We start from the raw sequence: 20,337 nt of genomic DNA, 5'->3' as shown, positions 1-20,337 counted from the left end.
GAATGGCGGCCAGTGCCAGGCCATTTCCGCCCAGTGCCAGGGCTTGAGAAGCCCCCGATCCAGTGCCAGGACTCGGAAACATGTTGTGGTAGTTGGGGATAAAGCTGTGAGTGGGTGAGGACTACTTCAGGTCGGTGCCCTCACCGAGTGCGATGAGCTGCGCGACGCGCAGCGTGTCGGAACGCTTCGGGCGTAGTGCGCCGTGCAGGCGGCCCAGCAGTTCGTGGGCGGAGCCGAGGCGGTCCGCGCCGACAGATCGGGCCTCGGCCAGCAGGGTGTCATCGACCTCGACGTCGGCCAGCGCGTCGAGCAGCCCACGCAAGCTGGCCGAGGTGGCGGGGTTCGCGCCGAAGTTCACGACGCTGACGTCGCCTTTGTGCAGGCTGATCTCGGTGATGCGGCGGGTGGTCTGTTCACGGTTCCAGGCGTCGTCTTTGACGCGGAACGCGAAGCTCATCTCGTCCATGTCGCCTCGGCTCATCTTCGTTTCCAGGCGCACGACATCGGGGTCGCGGCGGTCGAGGTCGGCTTCGACAGCCAGGCCCTGCCGGTCGGCCGAGAGCCGCAGCGTGCCGGATTTCGTTCTGGCCAGCGGCATTCCGTCGTGGTTGATGAGCAGGTGCAGGTCGGGGCGTTCGCGCAGGGTGACGTCGAAGGCGCCGGGGTCGACGGTCTCGGTCCATCCGCCGGCCTCGGGTCCGCCGTACATCTCATACGGGGCATCGAAGATCGAGGCGTAGCCGCGCAAGGTCAGTTCATCGTCGCGGCTGCGTAGCTGCACGTGATGAGCTGCGTAGGAACGGATCTCGCGTGAATCACGCAACTTCGTCGAGCGGTCCACTCGGGTCCTCCTGGGATGTCGGCTCATCAGAGCTGGTGGGGTCCGCGCCGAGCGGGCCATAGTTGAGGGGCTGGATGTAGGAGTCGCCGCCTTCGATCGGCGGCAGGTCCTCCAGCGCGCGGATCTCGTTGACGCTCATCCATCCGGCGTTGCGCGCGGAGGCGTAGGCGTCATAGCGGGCACGCTGGTCTCCGCGCAGCAAGCCACCGACGTTGAACTTGGCGAACTGCCCGCGGGGCAGCAGGTCCGAGAGGGCGTCCTCGATGCAGGCCAGCCACGGGCGCAGGGTGAAGGTGGTGAACCCGATGCCTTGGGCTTCGATGCCCGCACCCCAGCTGGTCGATTTCTGGGTGTCGCCGATCATGTGCGGCGGGATGCCGTAGAGCATCGCGATCTCGGCGCGCTGGAATTCGCGGGTGGCCAGGAACTGCGACTCTTCCGGGGTGATGGAGATCGGGCGCCACTTCACCCCGCCGGAGAGCACCGCTGGGTGGCGGCGTCCGCCGTGGGATGAGATCCATTGCTTCTGCAGGTGAGTCACCGCGTCGGCCGAGAGTGGCTGGTCGGTCTCCAGCACGCTGGACGGGTTCGCCGATTGGCCGAACCAGCGTGCCCCGAACCGTTCGGCGGCCAGCCCGAGTCCGATGCTCTGGCGGGCCTGCGTGATGGGGCTCAACCCGATCAAGCTGCCGGGCAGTACGAAGCGACGCAGGTGCACGATGTCGGCAGCCGGAACCGGCTGGCCGAGCACGGAGTAGAAGATCTTGCCGCCGGTGGGGACACCCCGGGAGTCGACCCCGTGCAGGATCACCTCATCGGGGTGCAGCGGTTCGAGCACAGTCGGGAACTGGCTCAGGTCGCGTGCGGTGACGTGCAGGTAGGCGTTGCCGCGCAACGCCAGCGAGCACACCACCTGGAACAGCCACTCGAAGCGGGTCCAGCGAGGATCCGGACGCCGCACCCACAACGGTGCGGGCGATATCTCCTCACGGACCTCCCCGCGTCGGCGGTAAGCGTCCACCGGCAACGACGCGACCGCATCGGCCAGCAGGCGCACGCAGGCGTAGACGGTGACGTGCTGCAACGCAGTGCGTTCGGAGACCGCGATCCCGGATTCGGAGATGCCCGACCAGTTCGAAGGGATCGAGGACAGCTCGGTGAGTGCCCGCGCCTCGCCGCCAGTGCCGAGCAGCCGCGACAACCAGCTCACGAGCGATCGACCCGCCGGTCGATCAGCGCCGCCGCGATGAGACAGATCGCGCCAGCGCCGATGAGAACGAACGCTGGCCCCAACAGCCACAGCCCACCCAATATCGTTGCTGTGCCCGAAATATCGAGCAACAGCACAGTTTTCGCTCTCATACGCCGGTTTCCTCCCACAATTCCTCGGGCCAGTCATGGATCTGCGGGGCCGGGTCATCCGGTGACAGCAGCGCCCACAACGCTGCGATCGCGGCCACCAGCGGCGCGGCGTCACTCGGTGAGCGCTTGCGGTCGATCACCCACGCATCCCCGACCGGACGCACCGCCGCCGTGGTCGCGGCCAGGTCGAGTCCGGGGTGCGGGAGATGGCGTAGGCGTTTGTTGTCGACCAGGTCGAACGCTTGCCCGGTCGCGCGTCCGAGATCGGGACCGGCCCAGGCCAGCACCGGAAGCCCGGCAGCGGTCAGTGCGTCGAGCAGGCTCGATACCGGTGCGCCGTTGGCCTGCAGCACCACCGCCTCGATCCGGTCGCGGCGCTCCAGCAGCCAGTCGATGACCCAGTCGGTGCCAGCCCGGTCGGCGGTGATCTCCACATGTGCGCGCCCGTCGGCACGGAATCCGGCCAGCGCGATATAGGTGCTCGATCTGTTCCAGGAGACGTCCACGCCCACGACCCGCCGCGATCCCTCGGTGATGCGAGAGCCAGCGTCCAGGGTTGCCGCCCAGGTGCCGTCGCCGAACGGTCCGGCGGTGGCTGATTCGAGCCATCGGCACAGCACCTCGACGGAGAACACCGCTGGTGGGTCGGTGCGCAGGGCGGCAGCGATCGCGCGTTCGGTGATCGTGAAGCCCAGGCTGGGGTTAGCCTGCGCCCACGCATCGCGGTCGCGGCGATCCGCGCTCGGCGGCGCGGACCACTCGAACAATGCCAGCGAATCGTCCTCGTCGGGCTCGTCGACGACGTCATCGCCGACGAGTTCGAGCGCGGTGGCATCAGCGTCTCCGTCGGGCCAGCCCAATACCTGGTGGGCCAGCGCCCGCAGGTAGCGCAGCACCACCGACAGCGAGTCGCCCGCGTTGGAGAACCCCCACACCTGGGCGTGCGGCCGGGCCAGGGTGGTCTTGGTCGAGGCACCCCACGCGTCCCAGGACTGATGCTCACGCAGCTCGTCGAGCAGTACCAGGTCGCCGGAGAAGCCGCGGGCGCCTCGTCGCGACGCGGCGGCAACCCGGTATTGCTCTCCGGCTTGCAGTTTCAGCGACTTCTTGCCGTTGACCTTGACCACATGCCGGATCCCGACCGCGAGATCGGGTACGGCTTCGGCGATTTCGACCGCCTCGCCCCACGCCTTCTCCGCGTTGGCGAGATCTTGAGCGGTGCCGATCACGGTGCGTGAGCCACGCACGTAGATGTGCCACAGCGCCAGGATCAGCATGCACAGCGTCTTGCCGTTCTGACGGGCTATGAGGACCAGCACCGTGCGGAATCGGTAGAGCCCGTCTTCACGCAGTTCGAGTGCGTGGATGAACAGCCACTTCTGCCACGGCAGCAGCTGGATCCCCAGCGTTGCCTCGGCGAAGTCGATGACCGAGAAGCCGTGGGTCGTCTCGCGTGTCAGTTCCCGCAGCGGCGGGGTGAAGACGCGTGGCTGTTCACAGCCTCTACGCGGGGTGTCCAAACTCGCGCCGCAACCTGGTCAGCGTCGACTCGACTCCGTCGCCGACGCCGTCACCGAACGCTCGCCGGCCTCCTGGAGTGCCACCCAGCTCGGCGAGCGCCCGCAGTAGGTGCGGACCGAGGTACAGGGCCTTGGTCGCATCCTGACCGCCGCGACCGATCCCGGCTTCGATCTGCACCGCGTAGCGCAGTGCCAGATCGACCGCCGCCTGATCGGCGGGAGTCAGCCACGTCATCTCCTCGACCGCTGCGGCGACCGACTCCGGTAGCGAGCGCGCCATCAGGACTCCACCGCCCGCAGCCGCGTTACGGCGCTCTGCTTGTTCTCTCGCGCAGCGGCTTTCACCGATTCCAGATAGTCCCCGACCTCGCTGCCATCGCCGGATGCGGCGCGGTCGGCGAGCATGTCGGCGCGCATCCGCATGACTTCCAGGCCCTGTTCGACGGCTTTCGGATCGCCCTGGCCGATGCGCTTCCACAGACCGAGCAGCATCGCGTCCAGACGTTCGAGGTCCAGGCGGGTACGGGTCTCGGGCGCTTCCTCGTGCGCCTGCAGCGCGGCGGTCACCATGTCGTAAGCGTCGGCTTCGGTGATATCGAGCTGCTCGGCGATCTTCGCGTAGGAAACCCCAGCCTTTCGCAGCTGCAGCACATGTTGTGCCACAACGGATTTCGAACGACTCATGCCGGTTTACCCCTTCCCATGCAGGAGATGGCAGAGCTATGTTGTGTGCGTGCCGGACCTCGCGTCCGGGGGTGGTACCCCCGGATTACCGACTGAGGGTGAGGTTGTCGGTCGGCCGCCCGGACCAACCATCCGGTAGCGGTGTCACGTAGCCGCGAGGGCGTGAGAACGCCGAGGCAAGCGGGGTGATACCCGCACCTCGGCGGGACCTCCCACCTCGGCCTGAATCCCATTCGGCTAGGGAACAAAGACGAACCGGTCACATCGGGCACGTCCGTGGACTTCGATGGCATCGGCGATACAGCTCGGAGTCTCACCGTCGGCGGTGTATCAACGCACCCGGCGAATACCGCGCGAGTCCGCGCAGTCCCCCGATGTCCGCAAGCTCGCGATCGCTGCGGCACTCACATCGGGCAGTCGCCCGACTAGATCGCCCGTGAACTCGGAATGCCCGCACAGGAGGTGCTGCAGTATCTCGCGGAGGCGTGATCGCCCGAATCCGAGAAGCCGTTGCGTGATCAGCCAGCGGCGGTCTGCGCTCCCCGGCCCTTTCCCTTCGGAGCTACCGTCGGGTCCAGGCCGGGCAACGCGGACCGCCACCAAGCTCCGACGAGTCGTGCGTCTCGCCGGGGCCGAGGTCCGTAGCGAGCGGATCCCTCGTCCGCGTGGAGTCCGAGACTCGAACTCGGCGCCCCTACCCACAGGCAGGCTCCAACCCTGGCTCCACCCCGCCGCCCGTCGACAGCGGGTCCATCTTCCGGTCGCGATCCGGAAGCGATCACACCTTAGCTCCGTAATGCGTTGTGCAGCAACATATTACGGCTTTCCATGACGCTTGACTTCGTTCCCGGTCAGAGCGTTCATGGTGGTGTACCTAGACCAGGAGGGGAGCACCACGATGACCGAGGACCGACGCAAAGAGGAGCTGGAGGTCGAGTGGAACGACGAGCCGGATCCCGACGCTGGCGACTGGATGGACTGGGAGGGCGTCACGGTGGACGACTGGGGCCACGCCCTGGTCGACGTACGCGGCGGCACCGTACGGATCGCGGTCTATGACGCCATCAACGGCAACGACGTGATCTTGACACTGCTACCCGAGCAGGCGACGGAGTTCGCCGAGTGGATCGACACGGCCGTCGCGTCGGCCATCGAGAACCAGAGGCGCGCATGATCCCCGGCACGATGGTCTACTGGCTCGGCGCGACCGGCGTCGACGCGACCGTCGGCAAGGTCATCACCTGCCCAGCCATCGACCCGGACGGGTTCGCCCACCACGGGCTCGCCGAGGTCCGCTGGGCGGACGGCGAATTCGACCTGTGCACCCTTGACGAGATCGAGGAAATCCCGAATCCGACACCCGAGCAGATCGCCATGGTCGCCGACTTCTGACAAAACGCCGATCAGATATCACACGCGCGAGGCCGTGAAATCCACGGCCTCGCCGTCGTTTCGGACCGGAACGACGCCGATGTGCTCCTGAGAGCGGCGGCAAATGACGTCGGCGTAGCGCGGATCCAGCTCGACCAGTCGGGCGGCAGAGCCGTGCTGGTGGGCGGCGATGAGGGTAGAGCCGCTGCCGCCGAACAGATCAAGGACCCGACCACCGGGGCGCAGCGAGTTGGCCAGCATCGCCTCGATGAGCGCGACCGGCTTCATCGTTGGATGGTCACGGTTTGCCGAGGGCTTGTCGAACTCGAACGTTGTGGACTGGGCATTGTCTCCGTGCCAGCGGTCCCCGCCTCTGCCCAGCCGCCCCTCCCCGCCGGGGACGAACCCGTACAGGATCGGCTCGTGCTTGTAGTGGTAGTCGCTGCGGCCCATGACGATCGTGTTCTTCACCCACACCAGGTTCTGCCGCACCAGCACTCCAGCCTCGCGCAACGCGGTCTCGAACCGCAGCCGTTCGGAGTCAGCGTGGGCGACATAGACCGGCGCACCGGGCCGGGCGACCGCGACCATCGAGGCGAACGCCCCGGAAAGCAGGCCGTCGAGATCGGCTACGGCGTCGCCCTGGATCCGCAAGGCGTCCTTGGTCTTGCCGACGTAGTCGACGCCGTAGGGCGGGTCAGTCCACACGCAGTCGGCCTGCTCTCCAGTCATCAGCGCTTCGACCGCAGCGAAGTCGGTGGCATCGCCGACCGCGAGCCGGTGCGGGCCGAGCTGCCAAATATCGCCGGGCACGCTGATCGGGTCGTCGGGTAGCTCCGGGATGTCGTCGGGGTCGGTGTGGGTCTCGCGCGGAATGATCTCGGCGACGAGCTTGTCGAAGTCCTCTGTGCTGTAGCCGGTTCCGGCGAGGTCGTCGAGGCCGTCGAGGAGTTCGAACAGCGCGGTGTGGTCGTAGTCGCCGAGGTCGGCAGTGCGGTTGTCGGCGGCCACAATGCGGCGGGCTGTCTGCTCGTCGACATCGATGATCCCGGCCTCGACCTGCTGCCAGCCGAGCTGACGCGCGGCAAGCAAGGTGTGATTGCCTGCCAGCACCTCCATCGCCCGGCCTGTCAAAGTACCGGCGTTGACCACGATCGGACGATACTGCCCCGTCGTCGACAACGACGCTGCGATCGCGTCGATATTGCCCCGGCGCGGGTTGCCGCCGAATGTCGAAAGATTTTCGACCGGTACCGAGTCGAACCGGATCCCCGTCACAGGACTACTCACGAATGAAACTCCTTGTCAGACAGGTTTCCCTCTCGCGTCCGGATCTACGAGTGCGCGAAAGATGTTGTTACACAACATTATTGATGACCTCTAGTTGTTGACTTCGCCCGGACTCAGAGCGGTAATGGACATGCCAAAACACAGTCGCGAGAAGGGATAAGCAGCGATGAGCACGGAGTTCAGCTTCAACAACAACGGCGGGCTGGCGTTCGTCCGGTGGGGGCGGGGAAACGACCTCGGATATGAATTCGGGACGATAAGCAATTTCGAATATGTACTGGCGGAGCTGGAGTCGGGTGCAGAGCTCGAATCCGAGCAGGATCTACTCGAAAGCGATCCCACGACGGCAGCGAAGCTGAAGGAGGCGGTCGTGGACGGCAGGGTGACGTTCGGAGAGTTCCCCGTGACGCTGCTCCTCCGAAGCGGCGACCTTTACCGGTTCACAGTCGAGGAGTAGCAGGGTGCCGAATCCAGACGGTGAACCCGCGCCGGAGGGACCGCCCTCCGGCGCGGGCGCGTGCTCAACAGACAATTCGGCAGTTAGGCAGCGCTCTGTGGGCCTCGCGCGATGGGGGTATGCCCGCGGGGGGAGATTGCCCAGTGCCTAGGGAGTAGACAGGCCGATCGCGTTCAACTTTCCACCCGCCCCTCCCCCGCCGTCATGACGACTTGAGATTCATTGTTGTACAGCGTGATTGGAGTCGGATTGCTACGATGCTGACTGCCTATATGGCAGCGATGCTTCTGGCCGGTTCCGGCGGGCTGCGTACGCAAGCTTTGGAGACTTCTACATGGGGGATGACTTGTCGCCGAACCAGAAGGCCGTGTCCCAAGCGCTTGTCGGTCTGGGCTTCGTGATGCTTGTTATCGGGATGGTCGGCTTCTTCTTCGTGACCATGTTGGGGTTGATCCTCGCCCTGCTCGGGTTCATCTTGCTCGCCGGGATGTTCCTGTTCGAGCTGGCCATGCAGGGCAACTCCCCGCAGGAGGCAGCACCGGCGACACCGCCCAAGCCAAGGAAGCGGTGGAACGGTATAGGACTAGCCGTCCCCATCGCCGTGCTTTTCGTGCTCTGTTTAATCGGAGCGTTGGGCGGCTTTTCGTAGTTGCCAGGCCGGGTCAGAAGTCCGACCGCACCCACTCCCCGGTCGCTGGCGCGGTGTTGCCGCGAGACCGGTTGCAGCGCAGGTGACTTGCTCGCGCGTTCGCTGGATCCAGGGCCAGGTGCGGGTGGGTGCTGACCGGATAGAAGTGATCGGCCTCGAAGCCGTCCGGTGCGAACCGGGCGGCGGCATAGTCGATTGGCTGCCCGCAGCGCCAGCACGCCAGCCTGCGGGCACGTATGTCGGCGACGATGGCCCGCCACCGGTGGGTCTGGCGCGGGTCCGTCGTCACCGATCTCATAATTGCTTGCTAGCTACCGGTCGGGAGACCGGCAGAACCACTGGCGGAGCCGCTGGCCAGCTGGCCGACGGCGATGAGCCAGAGGATGAGCTGCAGAAATACAGGCATGATGCAATCCTTTGGATGTTGCGGGAAAGGACTCCTCACCGAACGGCTTCCGAATCAGAGATGTTGGAGCTGCCCACGGGCGGTCCATAGCGCAGACGGGCGCGACATGTCGGAGCGGGGTTCGGTGAGAAGGTACGCGCAGTCGGGCGCGCGAACCCCTCCATCGATGACGAAGACCCCGATCCGGAGGGGATGGATCGGGGTCGCGCGGACACACGTGTACCGCTGACTCCCAGCGTCCCTGAGACGGGCGGCCGATGTCAAGGCGGCTTGAAAACAAGCGCTGTGCCACGGACTGTCGTTCCTGCCCGTGAGGTCGCACCACACCACCTGGCGAACCGCACGAGTTGGGTGGTTGAGCTCTTCTAATCCACTTCAGTTGTGCTGTTGCGACTACGCTCGCCTTCCTACCGGTCGCCTGTACCGTTCGAATCACATTGCTGGTGTTGCGCAGTCGAGAAGGCGGACAGCGAGGTCACTGCCGCAGCGGCCCACAGAGGGCGCGCCCCGCATCAGGGTTTGGGTAGCAGGCTGGGATCGATGCCGGTGGCGGCGGCCAGCTGGTCGGGGTGTGCCCGCGGATGGTCCGTAGGTCAGCGCGGGTGAGGTTCGTGTCGGTGAGGTTCGCGCCGGTGAGCGTGACCTCGGACAGGTTTGCATCGGTGAGGTTTGCGCCGGTGAGGTTGGTGTTGATCAGTCTGGAGCCGGTGAGGTCAGCGCCGCTCAGATCGGCACCGGTGAGGTTCGCACCGATCAGGGTGACACCGGCCAGGCTCGCGCCCGCCAGGTTCGCATCTCGTGCATCGACGTCGGTCAGGTCCGCGCTGTCCAGCACCACGCCCGCCAGGTACAGCTCATGCAGATCGACACCCGGCAGCCGAACACCCGGCCAGGACAGGCGGTCACTGTGTTCGAGGATGCGGCGGTGACGGCGCAGCGAGTCGAATACCGCGATGATCTCCGGACCGGGGGATTGCTGTCCGCGCCCGGCGTAGTCGGCGTGGGCCAGGATCGCGGTGTACATGCCCAGCACGTGACGGCGACCCATCGGATCCCAGTCCGGCAGTAGCCGATCCAAGTCGTACACCGCCCCGGCGCGCACCAAAGGATTCTCCGACCCGAGCTGACCGATGGCGGTGCTGAATACCCGAACCCGCTGGTCCTGGCCCCATGCTCGCAGACCGACGGCCAGCATGACAGCGATCACACCGATGGTCGCCGCCCACAAGATCGCCATCACGATGTCCGCATCGCCGCTGACCCACACGGTGGCGCCCGCGATCGCCGCCGCCACTACACCGATCAGCCAGGTCACCAGCGTCGATGAGGTCTTGGTATCCGGTAGCCGCATCACTGGCCTTCCATGTCGTAGTCGATCAGGATCGGCAAATGGTCCGAGCATGTCTGCGCGGCAGCCGAATCGAGCACCTGATAGCCGCGCAACGCGCTCACCAGCCCGGCGGTCACCTTGGCCGCGTCGATGCGGCGCTGTCCGTAAGGGTCGCCTTGGCTGGCATCACGGTGCCCGACCGTAGCCTGCCACGCTGCACCCAGCACCGCTGCGGCATCGAGCAAGCCGCCCTCGAGTAGGTGCTCACCCGGAGTCCGGTCGGCCCACCACCGCACCCGAAGCCCTTGCTCGTACTCCCATCGGCACTGGTAGAGAAAATCGGGATGCCACTGCTGGCGTTCGTAGGGGTCCGGTCGTAGTACTCCCACTCCTCAGAAACCTCTTCGGGGTCGCCCATCCAGCCGTGTCCAATGCCGCCGGGCCGGTGCACGACATCGGCGGACACCGAGTTCCAGTCCGCCAAAATGATCCCGGCAGACCGGTCGACGGGCCGGGTCATGAGTGCCGCGAGGCGTTCGGCCTCATCGGCGCGCCGGTTCTTGCCGAACGGCGGCGCGTGATAGACCGCGTAGGTCACCACCGGCCCGCCCAGGTCGAGTTCGATACGGCCGCAGGAATGGAAGAAGTCGCGCTCACCCCACCCCTCCCAACAACCCGGCACCGCAGTGATCCCGTCGCGCCAGGCCAGCCCAGCGTGAAAGGTGTGTCCTCCCAATGCGATCGCGACTTCACCGTCTCCGACATCGCAGCGCAGCCCGGTCGCGTCGGTGAGCTCGCGCCACCGGGCGGACACGACCTCGCGTTCGTCATCGCTGCGTGGGGCGCGGATCTCGGTGCCAGCGAACACATCCGGATGGTGGTCGCAGATCAGCTCGTACACCATCTCACGTCGCGCCTGCTCCTCGGCCGTGTCGGACCAGAACAGATCCTGCATGTTCCAGAACATCACCCTGATCACAGGTAACCCTCCCAACCTCTTCCCATCCGGGCGTGAACAGCGTCGTCTGCATCGGCACCCACCGTGCCGGTCGCTCATCGGCCCGCACGCCACCCGAACCTAGCCGTGCCGTCCCGGCCCCGCTGGGCAACCAACGACATCAGTCAACAACGATGGAAATCCAGTGACGGACCTCGATCCGAACCACGACATCCGTCAGGCCGGACCGCCCGCTGGTGACAGAAACGGTGGTCAGCTCCCGCTGCGGGTGTTGACCCGCGAACGGACCTCAGCCATGGCGTCGCGATGATCAGGACGCGTCGCGTGTGCTGTTCCCGCTCCCCGATTGCCTGGCGAGCACCTCGCGCACCAGATATTTCTGCCCCGGTCGGCTGGTGATGAGCCCGCGGTGCGCCCACGTGCGGATGGTCGAGGCCGGGATACGCCAGAAGTGTTCGATGTCGGTGGCCGACAGCTCGGCATCAAGGGCGTGTTCAACCAGATGCGTCGGCAGTTCCACCGGCGCCACCCAGCCTTGGCCGAGTTCGATTGCGCGCCGATCGAGTTCGGCGCACCGCTCTGGGGCAACGGCGTGTAGTGCGGCGCGGTAGGAGCCTGCAATTTTGCGGGCGCGTTGCAGCGCGGTGTCGCGAGGGAAGGGCCAGGGGTCGTTGGTCACGACGCTCGTTCCGGGTCCAGGACGCCGACCCCATTGAGCCGGGCGAATTCCTCTTTGGCCCACACGGCTCGGCATGCTTGGCAGGTGACTTGCTGCTGGTCCGGTGAGCTGGTCAGTGCTTTCACTCCGCAGACGTGGCAGGGGTCAGGTAGCCAGATGCGGGTTTCGTTGAGGCCGAGTATTTCTCGGCTGCGTCGGTGCAGGTCCGCCAGCGACAGGACCGCGTCGACGCCGTCACGGCCGACGTGGATGAGGTCGTCGCCGCCATCGGCGAGCGGTGTCCACCGCCAGCGGCGGCGACGCGGGAGGTCGACCAGGGTGCCGAGGCCGGTCGACAGGATCGACACGCATTTGTGCACGCATTCCTGCCGGGAACTCGGCACTGGGTCGCCGCGGGTGAGAGTCGTTGCCCAGGCCAGGGTCTCGTCTTCGATCGCAGATTGGATGGTGTCGATGTCGAGGCGGATCGGGAGCGAATACAGCGTCGAGTGAGTGACCTTTGGTGCGCGGTCCTTGGGCCGGGGTTGGAGTTTCGCGGCTTCGAGCAGCAGCCAGTCGTCATAGAGCTGGCGGATCGCCTCGAACGCGGCCTGTTCACAGCGTCGGCACAGGGTGTCGGCGCGTTCGACGCCGCCGCCGTGCCAGTGGCCCTCGTCGTCGCGGATTCGGGACTTGCAGCGCGCGCCCTGGCGGCATTCGTGAGTCGGGTCGGTGCTGGTCATGAGGCGGCGTCGAGGTCGAGTTCGCCGTGGCGGAGCCGGGTGCGCAGCGAGAGGTCGAGATAGTCGCTGTTGAGGTCGATGCCGATGTAGGCGCGGCCGTGGCGGTGCGCGGCCAGGCCGGTGGTGCCGCTGCCGGAGAAGGGATCGAGCACGACGGCGCGCCGGTAGTCGTCGTGGCCGCAGTCGCTCCAGCCCGTCGAGCGCGGGCGGGCGAGCAGGTACTCGCGGAAGTAGCCGCCCAGCACCGCCTTGGCTTCAGCCGCCAGGCGCTGGACCTCGTCGGCGTTCTTGCCGGTCCCCGTCTGGGATTTGGCGGCCTTACCGCTGTCGGTGATGCCGACCGCCCGGATCGCGGTGATGTGGTCCTCGGTGAGTCCGGCGGCCTCGGCGAGGGCTTGCGCCCGGCGCGCCTGTGTCCGGGAAAGATCCAATACCGCAGCGCCTTTCGTTCGGGTTGGCGCTGTGCCGCAGGTGCGGCAGCGGCGAGGCGGGCAGCCCGCCCGGATGCAGCGTTCGGCGATCGCGGTGGCCATGACCGCGAAGTGTGCTTGGGCGAAGGGCTGGTTGGCTTGTTCCCAGAGATCGCCGGGATTGCCGCCGGCCGGATGTGCGGCACTGTGGCGGGTTCCGTCGGCGGCGAGGTTGGTCTGGGCACTCCACGGGGAGGCGATCGAGGTGGACTTGGTGGTGCGCCCGCTGCGGGAACGCCGTGATGCCGACCGGTCTCCGGTGTAAGGCTTGCGGATGGCGTCGAGGTCGAACCAGTAGCGCTTGGAGCGGGTGAGCAGGAAGATCAGCTCATACCGTGAGGACAGCCGGTCGGCCGCGCTGGAGGGCATGGCGTTGGTCTTGTACCAGACCACGGCGTTGCGGCGCAGCCAGCCGTCGCGTCCGAGCGCGTGGGCGACCAGCCAGGGCACGCCGACCAGGCTCTTGTCGAGGTAGGTGTCGCCGAGGTTGAGCCAGCAGGTGCCATCGGGGGTGAGCACGCGGCGGACTTCGGCGAATACCGTGCGTAGCGTCTCGACATACCGCTCGGGTGTCACCTCGTGTCCGTATTGGCCCGGCACGCCGTAGTCGCGCAGCCCCCAGTACGGCGGCGAGGTCACCACGCAATCGACACTGCTGGTGCGCATTTCGCGCAGCACCTCGAGGGCGTCGCCGAGGTACAAGGTGGTCATCTCGTCGCGGTGATAGAGGCTCACGATGCCCTCGGTTCCGGCTGGGCGGGGCGGGTGAGTTCGGTGATCAGTGCGGCGAGGGCGCGGGCAGGGTCGGTGGACAGCGACACGATGTCCCCGGCTGTGGTGCGCCAGAGGCAGGGTTCGGCGTTGAACAGCGATACCTCGTCAGCCCATTGCGCGAATTGCCTTGGCGGGTCGATGGTTTCGGTGTCGTGGTTCCAGCGCACGCTCCACCACAGGATCTGCTCCGGTGCGGTCTGGGTGATCGCCCATTCCTCGATGCGGGCCCGGTCGTTGTCCGGGCGCGCGTTGTGCCCGACAAGGAATACCGCGGCCTCGGTCGGGTCGGAGAAGACGCGCACGATCTGGTAGCTCTTGCCGTGTCCGCTGGTGATCACGTGCGCGGTCGGCCCGTCATGATGCAGGGCCAGCAGGGGTCGGCGGAGCTTGGGTGCCATCAGGATGCCTCCTCGTCGAGATCGAACAGTCGCAGCTCGCAGTCGCTGCACAGTGGCCCGGAACGCCGTGTCCGGGGCCCGGAGCCGTGGCCCCATCGGTTGTGGGGTGGGCGGTGTCCGGCGGCGGTGACCTCGGTGGTGATCGCGTCGATCTCGGCGGCGGTATCGGGGTACCAGGCGCGGATCTGGTCGAGCTCACCGGCTTTGGCGAAGCTGCCGCACAAGCACTCCCCGGACATGTGCAGCAGCTGGCTCACCGGATTGACCGGAACGTCACCGGCGAGCTGGCGGTAGGTGTTCAGGTCGAGCACGGTCCAGTTCGCGATCGGAGAGATCCAGATGACCGAACCGTCACGCTCGTGCAGCGGAACACGAGCGCGGCGGCGAGACTCCTGGCGCCTGCGTCCGGCCAGGAACACCACGCGCTCGCGGCGCGCGTCGGAGACCAGCTTGCGCCGGGCCTGGCGTAGCCCGCGTTCCTTGAGCCGGGAGTACATCTTGGGATGCATCGCCGGGCCGGGGAAGCCTCGTTCGATCACCAACTGGCGGAACGTTTTCGGGGCGGCCTCCTCCAGCAGCGGCAGACCCCACTGCAGGCAGCTCTCGCGCACGAACTCCCGTGTCGCCTCGATGCCGATCGTGGTGTTGCAGTGGATCGCATGCGTGGCGCGGTGGCGGAACAGGTGCGCCAGAGCGGTGGAGTCGGTGCCGCCGGAGAACAGCACACAGACGGCGGCGACGTGGTGTCGGCCCAGGTGTGCGGCGAGGGCGTCGCTGAAGATCTGCTCGCCCTGCTGGCGCAGCCGCAGCACCCGTTCGGTGCGACCGGCCACGTCGAGCCGGGCGACGTCACCGACGGGTGTCGGGGCGTCCAGGCCGGGTCGCAGCGGGTCGACTGCGTCGAAGAGGGTGGGCTCAGCCACGGCGCACCTCGCTGGTGTGCCAGTGATCGAGGCTGGTCGGGGTGCGGTGATCACATCGCACGACCGGCGGATCCGGGTGACGGGCCAGCAGCTCGGCGGGCGGGGTTCGCCAGCGCCCGTCACACATCGCACAGCCCTGAGCGGCATCACGCTCGGCTCGCACCGCGGAGCGGATCTCGGTGGTGTGAGCGCGTTCCCAGGCGTCACGGGCTTTGCGTGCCTCGCCACAGGCCCGGCACGGAGGCGGCGAAGGTTCCTCGCGATGCTGCGGGCAGCGGCGCGGCGGCGGAACGTTTGACGGGGGTGAGCCCACGTGAGCTTCCGTAGTTACGTCACCACCACCAGAGGGTGCAAGGTGTGGGGTGTGGGTGTGGGTACTGGGAATCGGGGCCGAATCCGATTGGTATTCCGGTTGGTGTTCACCGCTCGTGCCGGTATCGGTGTCGGTGACCGGTTCGGTATTGGCAATCGAGGCCGGTCCGGTATTGGTAATCGGATTGGTATTGAGGACCGGTTCGGCATTGGTGTCTGGGACCGCAAGGGTGTTGGTGTAGCCGACCGTTTCGAGGTTGGGCATCCGCAGCAGTTGCCCGAGGCGCTCGGCGGAGTCCTTGTGGCTCCACGAGCTGTACTCGGGGTGCTCGGCGTGGACTCGTTGGACCTCGGTGACGATCGCCGCCCGCAGGGTGGGTGAGGCGGCACCGTAGTAGGCGGTGGTGACCGCAGCGGCCATCTTCGGGTTGCGCAGCAGGTGGTCGCGGCGAATGAGTGAACGGACCAAGACCTCCTCGGTGGCGATGTCGATGAGGATGTAGCGGCGTTTTTCGAGTTCGGCTGCAGCAGTCAGGATTCGGGGCAGGGTCAGGTCACTGGCCCGGCGCACGAGCCTGTTGGGCCGCCAGTCGGCGATCCCGCAGTAGGACAGGGTGGGTTCGGCCAGCAGCACTCGGGTGTAGAACATTTGCGCGTCGGCGGTCAACGATTCGAAGTCGACGTCGCCATTGATGCTCAGATAGAGCTTCGCGAACTCGCGCGCCACAGCTGCTCCTTTCGGCGCCCCGCAGGGAATAGAAGAGGTGGTCGCGCTGCCCGGACGCAGGTGGTGCTCATGCCGCGTTCCCCTCGCGCAGATCTCGCCGCCGTTGTGCGGCGGCGTGGTATTCGATCCAACGTCGGGCCGAGGAGAATCCCAGTGCGCGTGCGATCGACTCGAGGTCGCTCTCGGACACGACGGTGCCGTCGGCGTAACGCAGCGCGCTCACGCGACCTCTCCCAAGGGCTCACGTGCGCTCAGCAGCCGGTAGGCAGTGACGGCACAGGGGACGACGACGCTGTTACCGATGATGCGCAACTGCTGTACGCGGGACAGGCCGATCTCGGGATCGGTGACCCATGACGGAGGCATCATCATCATCCATTCCGCGAAACGTGGTGACAGGCGCGGGTTTCCGTCGCGATTGGGTTCGTTCGGCGGTGGGGCGGGGCGGGTCAGCGCTTCCTGGCGGGCGATCGCGTCGGCGTAGATACCCCACCGGTCGGTGTCGGCTCCGGGGGAGCGTTCGGTGTCGTGGCTGCCGGATGGGTGCCCGCTGTCAGGGTCGTGGGTGAGTGCATAGACCGCCGAGGGCAGCATCAGGTCACCGCCGGAGCCACGCTGGCGCGGTGCGCCTTTCGCTCCGTCGCTGGCGCGGGGCGTGGGCAACAGCGTGGGCGCAAGCGTGCCCTCGGCGTGGGCGCGGGCGATGCCGCCGAGCAGCAGCTCACCGATCCGGGCACCGGAGCGAGAGATATGTCCGCCGGTGCCATCGGCGACCGAGGGTGTCGGCAGCAGCCTCAGATCCGGCCCACCGCGTTGGGCAGCGTGTCGTCGCCTCGGGTGCGCGCTCTGCCTTTTCGCGTCCGTCCGGGCTGATTCGCCTTGCCCTTGTGGTCTCGCGACATCGGAGTGGGCAGCAGCGTGGGCGAGGATGAAGATTCGGCTTCGTCGGTGGCAGGCTCCGATGGCAGACGCACGTAAGCTCGTCCACTCCGCGTCGAGCCCGAGCGTGGCCAGCGCGCCGAGAACGGCACCGGCAGCCCGGACACTAGATCGATCTCGGTGCTCTCCCACAGCATTCGGCGGGGATTCCATTGCGCGTAGGGCGTAGGCACTCAGTATTCCTTCGACATTCTCGATGAGCACATGTCGAGGTTCGAGTGCCACGATTGCCTCGGCCATGTATGACCAGAGCCCGGAGCGTGTTCCCTCGCCGAGGCCGGCGAGGTGACCGGCGAGAGAGACGTCCTGGCAGGGAAACCCGCCGACGAGAACGTCGACGGGTTCTACTTCGCACCAGCGGATTTCGGTGATGTCGCCCAGGTTGGGCACCTGCGGCCAGTGGTGTGCGAGTACCCGGCTGGCGGCGGGGTCGTTGTCGCAGTGCCAGACCAGCCGCGATCCCGGAAAGAGCTGCAATGCTGCGAGATCGAGTGTTCCTGCGCCGGAGAACAACGATCCGATCTTGATCTCATTCATCACTGTCGATGCCTTCGTCTGTGTCGGGCGGCGCTGGCTCGGTGGTCGCGCTGCTGGATGGTCCGGCTGCTGGCTGTGCAGCACCGGGCATCAGGTGGGCTTTGAGGCGGGTCGGCTCTTTGGGACTGATGTGTCGCCGTCCGAGCTGGTGAGCCACGCAGGGATGCCTGCGGTCGAAGCCGGTGGGCTGGCGGCCATCCGCGACCAGCGTCGCCCCCTGGTGGGTAGAGATCCGGGTGCGATTCCCGGCTTGTGCACTCGCTCGGGTAGGTGCGTGTGCCCGCGAAGTCGAAACCGTGTGGAGCAGGTCGATTGTGAGGTCGGCGAGGGTCATGGTCTCTTCGTCGGCGGCTGTCTGTGTGCTGAGGTGGCTGGCTGTCGGCTGATTCGGCGCGATAGCGGTCGTGGTCACATCTGTCTCCGCTCCAGTTGGGTCGAGTTGTGTCAGCGAGGCTGGGGGAAGTTCTCGCGAGTCCAACCGCCCTTGGGTCGTTGGAGCTTGGAGACAGAGCGGTTGTCGCGCCACAGGTTCCACGCGGTCACTCCCAAGCCGAGGACCTCACGGTCGGAGGTGCGGATCTTGGTGGCACGGATGTTGTCGAGCCGCTCGCGCAGGGCAAGGATCGGCGACCCGGTGCTCAGTCCCGCGCCGGAGTCGAGCATCGTCAGGAACTCGGTGGCCGCGGCCGGGTCGATCTCGGACAGACGGATCCCCAGCGCGCAGGCGACGGCGGGGCGGCATTTGATGCGCATCGCGACACCGGCGAGGTCCTCGGCGCTGCGGACGATTTCGGGATAGGCGTCGGCGAACTCGACCACCCTGGTCGCTGAGACTGCGGTGCGCACCCGGTCGCCGAAGAGCCCGTCTTCCATCCAGACGATGTAGACGCGCAGTGTTGCGGCGACCAGCGTGGTGTTGCGGCGGGACAGACCCGACAATGACAGCTGGTCGCCCGGCGTGCGTTTGGCGCCTTGGTCCATGGTGATCTGTGCTTCGCGTGATAGTCCGCGCACCACCAGCATCGGCAAGACCAGTCCGCTGCCCTTCGTACGCTCCAGGGCTTTCAGTCGATGTTGGCCGTCGAGGAGCTGGCCATCGACACCGAACTTGATCGTGTCGCCGTTGAATCGCCAACGGCCGCCCACCATGTCGGCGAAGTACTGTTCGACCCGTGCCGCCCGGATGGGACGGTTCTTGTGGTTGCGTGCCAACCATCGAGCGGCGAGGTCGGCATCGACCATCACCAGCTCGGGCAAGGCGTTCTCGCTGGGATCGGGTGACACGGCCACCAGGTGCATGCTCATGGTTTTCCCTCTGTATCGGGTTGCGGCAGAAGATCAATGACGGTTTGGACGGCGTCGCGAGCTCGGATGAGATCGCTGTAATGTTGTGTGGCGAGTTGCGCGGCATAGCTGTCGAAGCGGTCGTCGCCGCTGAGTCGTTGGAGCCGTTCGATGCTTTTGCGGAGCTCGCGGGTTGCGGCCCAGAACGAGTCCGGCAGCGAGGTGCGACGAGTGCGTGGAGGTGAGGTGGCTGCTGGTTCCGCCACGCTGGAGCCGGGTGACGATGGCGGGGTTGTGGCTGAACTGGTTTCGAGGCCGGGATCGGCCGGCGAGCTTGTGTGTATCGGTTTGGTGTGCACCGCTGGGTAGGACTTGCCGTCGAGGCCGGTCACGGTGGTGCCAGGTGTGGTCCTGGAAGACACCTGCCCCAGGTCGGTGCCGATGGTGCGGGTGCTGGAGCGCAGAGCGGAGGCGATGGCGCGGGTGGACATGCCGATCTCGTGCATCGAGGCCACGACCTCGCGGCGCTGCTCCCGAGGTAGCCGCAACCGAGTGGTGTCGAACTCCTTGGCGCAGTACTCGTCCCAGGACGCGTAACCCAACGCGGTCCAGACACGGGTGGTGAACGCGCGCATGATCAGCTCCCACACCGCGTCCACTCCCGCGCGAATGCGGTCGGTCAACTCGCGTGCCGCCGACACGGAAACCAGGGACTCCGCGATACTCACCGCCTCGCGCCCTGCCGGTCCGGCGACGAGCGGGTACCACCGATCTCGGGGCCAGTCATCGAGGCAAGCGCCAGCGTGTCGATCACCTTGAGCAACGTGCTGCGCGCGTCACGCTCTTCGAGGTCGATGCCCGCATAGACCCCGTGTTTCCACCCTCGTGCGAGAGTGGCCAGGCCGAGTCGGGCGCAGTTGAGTCGCACCGGGCAACCCGCACAGATGCGACGAGGGGTCTCCCGGTCGGCCGGAATCGGTCGAGAACCCGGCCTGGTGTGCGAGATGGGGAAGAAAACCTCCGGATGCACGACGCGGCATTCAGCGTCCTCTTGCCAGTCGTAGTTCATCTACTGCCCTCGGTGATGGCAGCGAGATCTCGGCCGAGCTGGTGCAGCTCGCTTCCGACCGGACTCGACAGCAATCGCCGCGCGACATTGCCGACCTGCTCGACCATCGACGGCCCGTCGGCGCGGTCGCCATCGGCGTTCGAGGCGAGTGTGGTGAGAGCGAGTTTGGCGGCCTCGGAGTCATAGATCTTGTGTGCCAAGGTGATCGCCATCGTCGCTTCCTGCAGGTGCCGGTGCCGATCGAGCACTCCGGCCGCGGCGTCGAGATTTTCCGGCAGGCTCCGATTCCGTTGTGGCCCCTGCGGAGACTGCGCCAGCGCAAGTCGCACTGAGCCGATCGTCGCCGCTTCCAAAAGGTCAGCCACTTGCCGAAGATCCTCATTGGCCTTCATGCCGCCGACCCCCCGCCGTCATAGTCGTAGTCCATGTCCTCGGACGGTCGGATTGACGGCTCTGGATCGACGCCGTCGTCCTCGCGGCTCAGCCGCGCCTGCAGATCGGTCACCGGCACTGCGTGCGGGCGGTCGCTGCGATGGCGACCACCGCGTTGTTTGTTCGACATCTGTTCTCCTCACAAAGTTGTTTGATGTGATGTGCGTCCTGGGAGCGCGAGCTCTGAGGGACTCGCGTGGCCT

Annotated in this window: 27 protein-coding genes; 4 read left to right on the top strand and 23 right to left on the bottom strand. The window is 66.6% G+C overall.

Features of this window, described 5'->3' with window-relative positions; all coding sequences use genetic code 11:
* Positions 1-121: 121 nt before the first annotated feature.
* From ACFK0J_RS02155 to ACFK0J_RS02130, 6 genes are read right to left on the bottom strand one after another with little or no spacing between them, the layout of a single operon-like run.
* Positions 122-841 carry an HK97 family phage prohead protease gene (locus tag ACFK0J_RS02155; protein ID WP_378736043.1) on the bottom strand — a complete coding sequence of 240 codons (720 nt, stop codon included), beginning with the start codon at positions 839-841 and terminating at the stop codon, positions 122-124.
* Positions 816-2,051: a phage portal protein gene (locus ACFK0J_RS02150; protein WP_378736041.1), complete on the bottom strand. Its 1,236-nt coding sequence runs from the start codon at positions 2,049-2,051 to the stop codon at positions 816-818. Before ACFK0J_RS02150 ends, ACFK0J_RS02155 begins: the two co-directional genes overlap by 26 nt.
* A complete protein-coding gene (locus ACFK0J_RS02145; RefSeq protein ID WP_378736039.1) occupies positions 2,048-2,203 on the bottom strand; it encodes a hypothetical protein in 156 nt (51 codons plus the stop codon). The genes ACFK0J_RS02150 and ACFK0J_RS02145 overlap by 4 nt, the downstream gene beginning before the upstream one ends.
* Positions 2,200-3,723, bottom strand: coding sequence for a terminase large subunit domain-containing protein (locus ACFK0J_RS02140; protein WP_378736037.1), 1,524 nt, complete (start codon positions 3,721-3,723; stop codon positions 2,200-2,202). The genes ACFK0J_RS02145 and ACFK0J_RS02140 overlap by 4 nt, the downstream gene beginning before the upstream one ends.
* Positions 3,707-4,003 carry a hypothetical protein gene (locus tag ACFK0J_RS02135; RefSeq protein WP_378736035.1) on the bottom strand — a complete coding sequence of 99 codons (297 nt, stop codon included), beginning with the start codon at positions 4,001-4,003 and terminating at the stop codon, positions 3,707-3,709. The genes ACFK0J_RS02140 and ACFK0J_RS02135 overlap by 17 nt, the downstream gene beginning before the upstream one ends.
* Complete coding sequence (locus ACFK0J_RS02130; protein ID WP_378736033.1) at positions 4,003-4,407, bottom strand: hypothetical protein; 405 nt, start codon at positions 4,405-4,407, stop codon at positions 4,003-4,005. The genes ACFK0J_RS02135 and ACFK0J_RS02130 overlap by 1 nt, the downstream gene beginning before the upstream one ends.
* An 898-nt stretch (positions 4,408-5,305) precedes the next feature.
* Here ACFK0J_RS02130 and ACFK0J_RS02125 point away from each other — a divergent pair.
* Together ACFK0J_RS02125 and ACFK0J_RS02120 are read left to right on the top strand one after the other, a co-directional pair.
* Positions 5,306-5,581: a hypothetical protein gene (locus tag ACFK0J_RS02125; RefSeq protein WP_378736032.1), complete on the top strand. Its 276-nt coding sequence runs from the start codon at positions 5,306-5,308 to the stop codon at positions 5,579-5,581.
* A complete protein-coding gene (locus tag ACFK0J_RS02120) occupies positions 5,578-5,799 on the top strand; it encodes a hypothetical protein (RefSeq protein WP_378736030.1) in 222 nt (73 codons plus the stop codon). Before ACFK0J_RS02125 ends, ACFK0J_RS02120 begins: the two co-directional genes overlap by 4 nt.
* 18 nt (positions 5,800-5,817) lie before the next feature.
* Here the strand turns inward: ACFK0J_RS02120 and ACFK0J_RS02115 are convergent, their stop codons facing one another.
* Positions 5,818-7,068, bottom strand: a complete 1,251-nt coding sequence (locus ACFK0J_RS02115; RefSeq protein WP_378736028.1) for a DNA modification methylase — start codon at positions 7,066-7,068, stop codon at positions 5,818-5,820.
* Positions 7,069-7,234: 166 nt separating this feature from the next.
* On the opposite strand from ACFK0J_RS02115, the gene ACFK0J_RS02110 reads away from it, so the two are divergent.
* Together ACFK0J_RS02110 and ACFK0J_RS02105 are read left to right on the top strand one after the other, a co-directional pair.
* Positions 7,235-7,525 (top strand): hypothetical protein, encoded by a 291-nt coding sequence (locus ACFK0J_RS02110; RefSeq protein WP_378736026.1) that lies wholly within the window; start codon positions 7,235-7,237, stop codon positions 7,523-7,525.
* A gap of 334 nt (positions 7,526-7,859) precedes the next feature.
* Positions 7,860-8,174, top strand: a complete 315-nt coding sequence (locus tag ACFK0J_RS02105; protein WP_378736024.1) for a hypothetical protein — start codon at positions 7,860-7,862, stop codon at positions 8,172-8,174.
* A 13-nt stretch (positions 8,175-8,187) separates the two neighbouring features.
* Here ACFK0J_RS02105 and ACFK0J_RS02100 read toward each other — a convergent pair whose 3' ends face one another.
* From ACFK0J_RS02100 to ACFK0J_RS02025, 16 genes are all read right to left on the bottom strand, one after another.
* Positions 8,188-8,463, bottom strand: coding sequence for an HNH endonuclease (locus ACFK0J_RS02100; protein WP_378736022.1), 276 nt, complete (start codon positions 8,461-8,463; stop codon positions 8,188-8,190).
* Positions 8,464-9,055: 592 nt separating this feature from the next.
* Positions 9,056-9,931: a pentapeptide repeat-containing protein gene (locus ACFK0J_RS02095; protein WP_378736020.1), complete on the bottom strand. Its 876-nt coding sequence runs from the start codon at positions 9,929-9,931 to the stop codon at positions 9,056-9,058.
* 112 nt (positions 9,932-10,043) lie between these two features.
* Entirely contained in the window at positions 10,044-10,889 is an 846-nt protein-coding gene (locus ACFK0J_RS02090; RefSeq protein WP_378736018.1) for a hypothetical protein, read from the bottom strand.
* Positions 10,890-11,178: 289 nt separating this feature from the next.
* Positions 11,179-11,547: a hypothetical protein gene (locus ACFK0J_RS02085; RefSeq protein ID WP_378736016.1), complete on the bottom strand. Its 369-nt coding sequence runs from the start codon at positions 11,545-11,547 to the stop codon at positions 11,179-11,181.
* A complete protein-coding gene (locus ACFK0J_RS02080) occupies positions 11,544-12,269 on the bottom strand; it encodes a hypothetical protein (protein ID WP_378736014.1) in 726 nt (241 codons plus the stop codon). Before ACFK0J_RS02080 ends, ACFK0J_RS02085 begins: the two co-directional genes overlap by 4 nt.
* Positions 12,266-13,474 (bottom strand): DNA-methyltransferase, encoded by a 1,209-nt coding sequence (locus tag ACFK0J_RS02075; protein ID WP_378736012.1) that lies wholly within the window; start codon positions 13,472-13,474, stop codon positions 12,266-12,268. Before ACFK0J_RS02075 ends, ACFK0J_RS02080 begins: the two co-directional genes overlap by 4 nt.
* A complete protein-coding gene (locus tag ACFK0J_RS02070) occupies positions 13,471-13,911 on the bottom strand; it encodes a hypothetical protein (protein WP_378736010.1) in 441 nt (146 codons plus the stop codon). Before ACFK0J_RS02070 ends, ACFK0J_RS02075 begins: the two co-directional genes overlap by 4 nt.
* Positions 13,911-14,834: a phosphoadenosine phosphosulfate reductase family protein gene (locus ACFK0J_RS02065; RefSeq protein WP_378736008.1), complete on the bottom strand. Its 924-nt coding sequence runs from the start codon at positions 14,832-14,834 to the stop codon at positions 13,911-13,913. Before ACFK0J_RS02065 ends, ACFK0J_RS02070 begins: the two co-directional genes overlap by 1 nt.
* On the bottom strand, positions 14,827-15,873 hold the full coding sequence (locus ACFK0J_RS02060; RefSeq protein WP_378736006.1) for a hypothetical protein: 1,047 nt from the start codon (positions 15,871-15,873) through the stop codon (positions 14,827-14,829). Before ACFK0J_RS02060 ends, ACFK0J_RS02065 begins: the two co-directional genes overlap by 8 nt.
* A 67-nt stretch (positions 15,874-15,940) precedes the next feature.
* A complete protein-coding gene (locus tag ACFK0J_RS02055; RefSeq protein ID WP_378736004.1) occupies positions 15,941-16,096 on the bottom strand; it encodes a hypothetical protein in 156 nt (51 codons plus the stop codon).
* The gene (locus tag ACFK0J_RS02050) at positions 16,093-17,349 is read right to left on the bottom strand and encodes a DNA cytosine methyltransferase (protein WP_378736002.1); all 1,257 of its coding nucleotides are present in this window, start codon (positions 17,347-17,349) and stop codon (positions 16,093-16,095) included. Before ACFK0J_RS02050 ends, ACFK0J_RS02055 begins: the two co-directional genes overlap by 4 nt.
* Positions 17,350-17,793: 444 nt before the next feature.
* Positions 17,794-18,654 (bottom strand): hypothetical protein, encoded by an 861-nt coding sequence (locus ACFK0J_RS02045; RefSeq protein ID WP_378736000.1) that lies wholly within the window; start codon positions 18,652-18,654, stop codon positions 17,794-17,796.
* On the bottom strand, positions 18,651-19,361 hold the full coding sequence (locus ACFK0J_RS02040; protein ID WP_378735998.1) for a hypothetical protein: 711 nt from the start codon (positions 19,359-19,361) through the stop codon (positions 18,651-18,653). The genes ACFK0J_RS02045 and ACFK0J_RS02040 overlap by 4 nt, the downstream gene beginning before the upstream one ends.
* Positions 19,358-19,702 carry a WhiB family transcriptional regulator gene (locus ACFK0J_RS02035; protein ID WP_378735996.1) on the bottom strand — a complete coding sequence of 115 codons (345 nt, stop codon included), beginning with the start codon at positions 19,700-19,702 and terminating at the stop codon, positions 19,358-19,360. The genes ACFK0J_RS02040 and ACFK0J_RS02035 overlap by 4 nt, the downstream gene beginning before the upstream one ends.
* Positions 19,699-20,067 carry a hypothetical protein gene (locus tag ACFK0J_RS02030; protein WP_378735994.1) on the bottom strand — a complete coding sequence of 123 codons (369 nt, stop codon included), beginning with the start codon at positions 20,065-20,067 and terminating at the stop codon, positions 19,699-19,701. Before ACFK0J_RS02030 ends, ACFK0J_RS02035 begins: the two co-directional genes overlap by 4 nt.
* Before the next feature lie 23 nt (positions 20,068-20,090).
* A complete protein-coding gene (locus ACFK0J_RS02025; RefSeq protein ID WP_378735992.1) occupies positions 20,091-20,264 on the bottom strand; it encodes a hypothetical protein in 174 nt (57 codons plus the stop codon).
* Between the last annotated feature and the right edge of the window lie 73 nt (positions 20,265-20,337).

It is taken from the genome of Nocardia brasiliensis (assembly GCF_042691675.1).
Classification (GTDB): domain Bacteria; phylum Actinomycetota; class Actinomycetes; order Mycobacteriales; family Mycobacteriaceae; genus Nocardia; species Nocardia brasiliensis_D.
Note: the sequence above shows the minus strand (reverse complement) of the source record. Positions and strands in the feature narration are given on the sequence as shown.

Excerpts from the sequence above, each read along its gene's own strand:
- ACFK0J_RS02145 (WP_378736039.1), bottom strand. The coding sequence starts at position 2,203 with ATGAGAGCGAAAACTGTGCTGTTGCTCGATATTTCGGGCACAGCAACG.
- ACFK0J_RS02135 (WP_378736035.1), bottom strand. The coding sequence starts at position 4,003 with ATGGCGCGCTCGCTACCGGAGTCGGTCGCCGCAGCGGTCGAGGAGATG.
- ACFK0J_RS02130 (WP_378736033.1), bottom strand. The coding sequence starts at position 4,407 with ATGAGTCGTTCGAAATCCGTTGTGGCACAACATGTGCTGCAGCTGCGA.
- ACFK0J_RS02125 (WP_378736032.1), top strand. The coding sequence starts at position 5,306 with ATGACCGAGGACCGACGCAAAGAGGAGCTGGAGGTCGAGTGGAACGAC.
- ACFK0J_RS02120 (WP_378736030.1), top strand. The coding sequence starts at position 5,578 with ATGATCCCCGGCACGATGGTCTACTGGCTCGGCGCGACCGGCGTCGAC.
- ACFK0J_RS02110 (WP_378736026.1), top strand. The coding sequence starts at position 7,235 with ATGAGCACGGAGTTCAGCTTCAACAACAACGGCGGGCTGGCGTTCGTC.
- ACFK0J_RS02105 (WP_378736024.1), top strand. The coding sequence starts at position 7,860 with ATGGGGGATGACTTGTCGCCGAACCAGAAGGCCGTGTCCCAAGCGCTT.
- ACFK0J_RS02095 (WP_378736020.1), bottom strand. The coding sequence starts at position 9,931 with ATGCGGCTACCGGATACCAAGACCTCATCGACGCTGGTGACCTGGCTG.
- ACFK0J_RS02080 (WP_378736014.1), bottom strand. The coding sequence starts at position 12,269 with ATGACCAGCACCGACCCGACTCACGAATGCCGCCAGGGCGCGCGCTGC.
- ACFK0J_RS02070 (WP_378736010.1), bottom strand. The coding sequence starts at position 13,911 with ATGGCACCCAAGCTCCGCCGACCCCTGCTGGCCCTGCATCATGACGGG.
- ACFK0J_RS02050 (WP_378736002.1), bottom strand. The coding sequence starts at position 17,349 with ATGAATGAGATCAAGATCGGATCGTTGTTCTCCGGCGCAGGAACACTC.
- ACFK0J_RS02045 (WP_378736000.1), bottom strand. The coding sequence starts at position 18,654 with ATGAGCATGCACCTGGTGGCCGTGTCACCCGATCCCAGCGAGAACGCC.
- ACFK0J_RS02035 (WP_378735996.1), bottom strand. The coding sequence starts at position 19,702 with ATGAACTACGACTGGCAAGAGGACGCTGAATGCCGCGTCGTGCATCCG.
- ACFK0J_RS02025 (WP_378735992.1), bottom strand. The coding sequence starts at position 20,264 with ATGTCGAACAAACAACGCGGTGGTCGCCATCGCAGCGACCGCCCGCAC.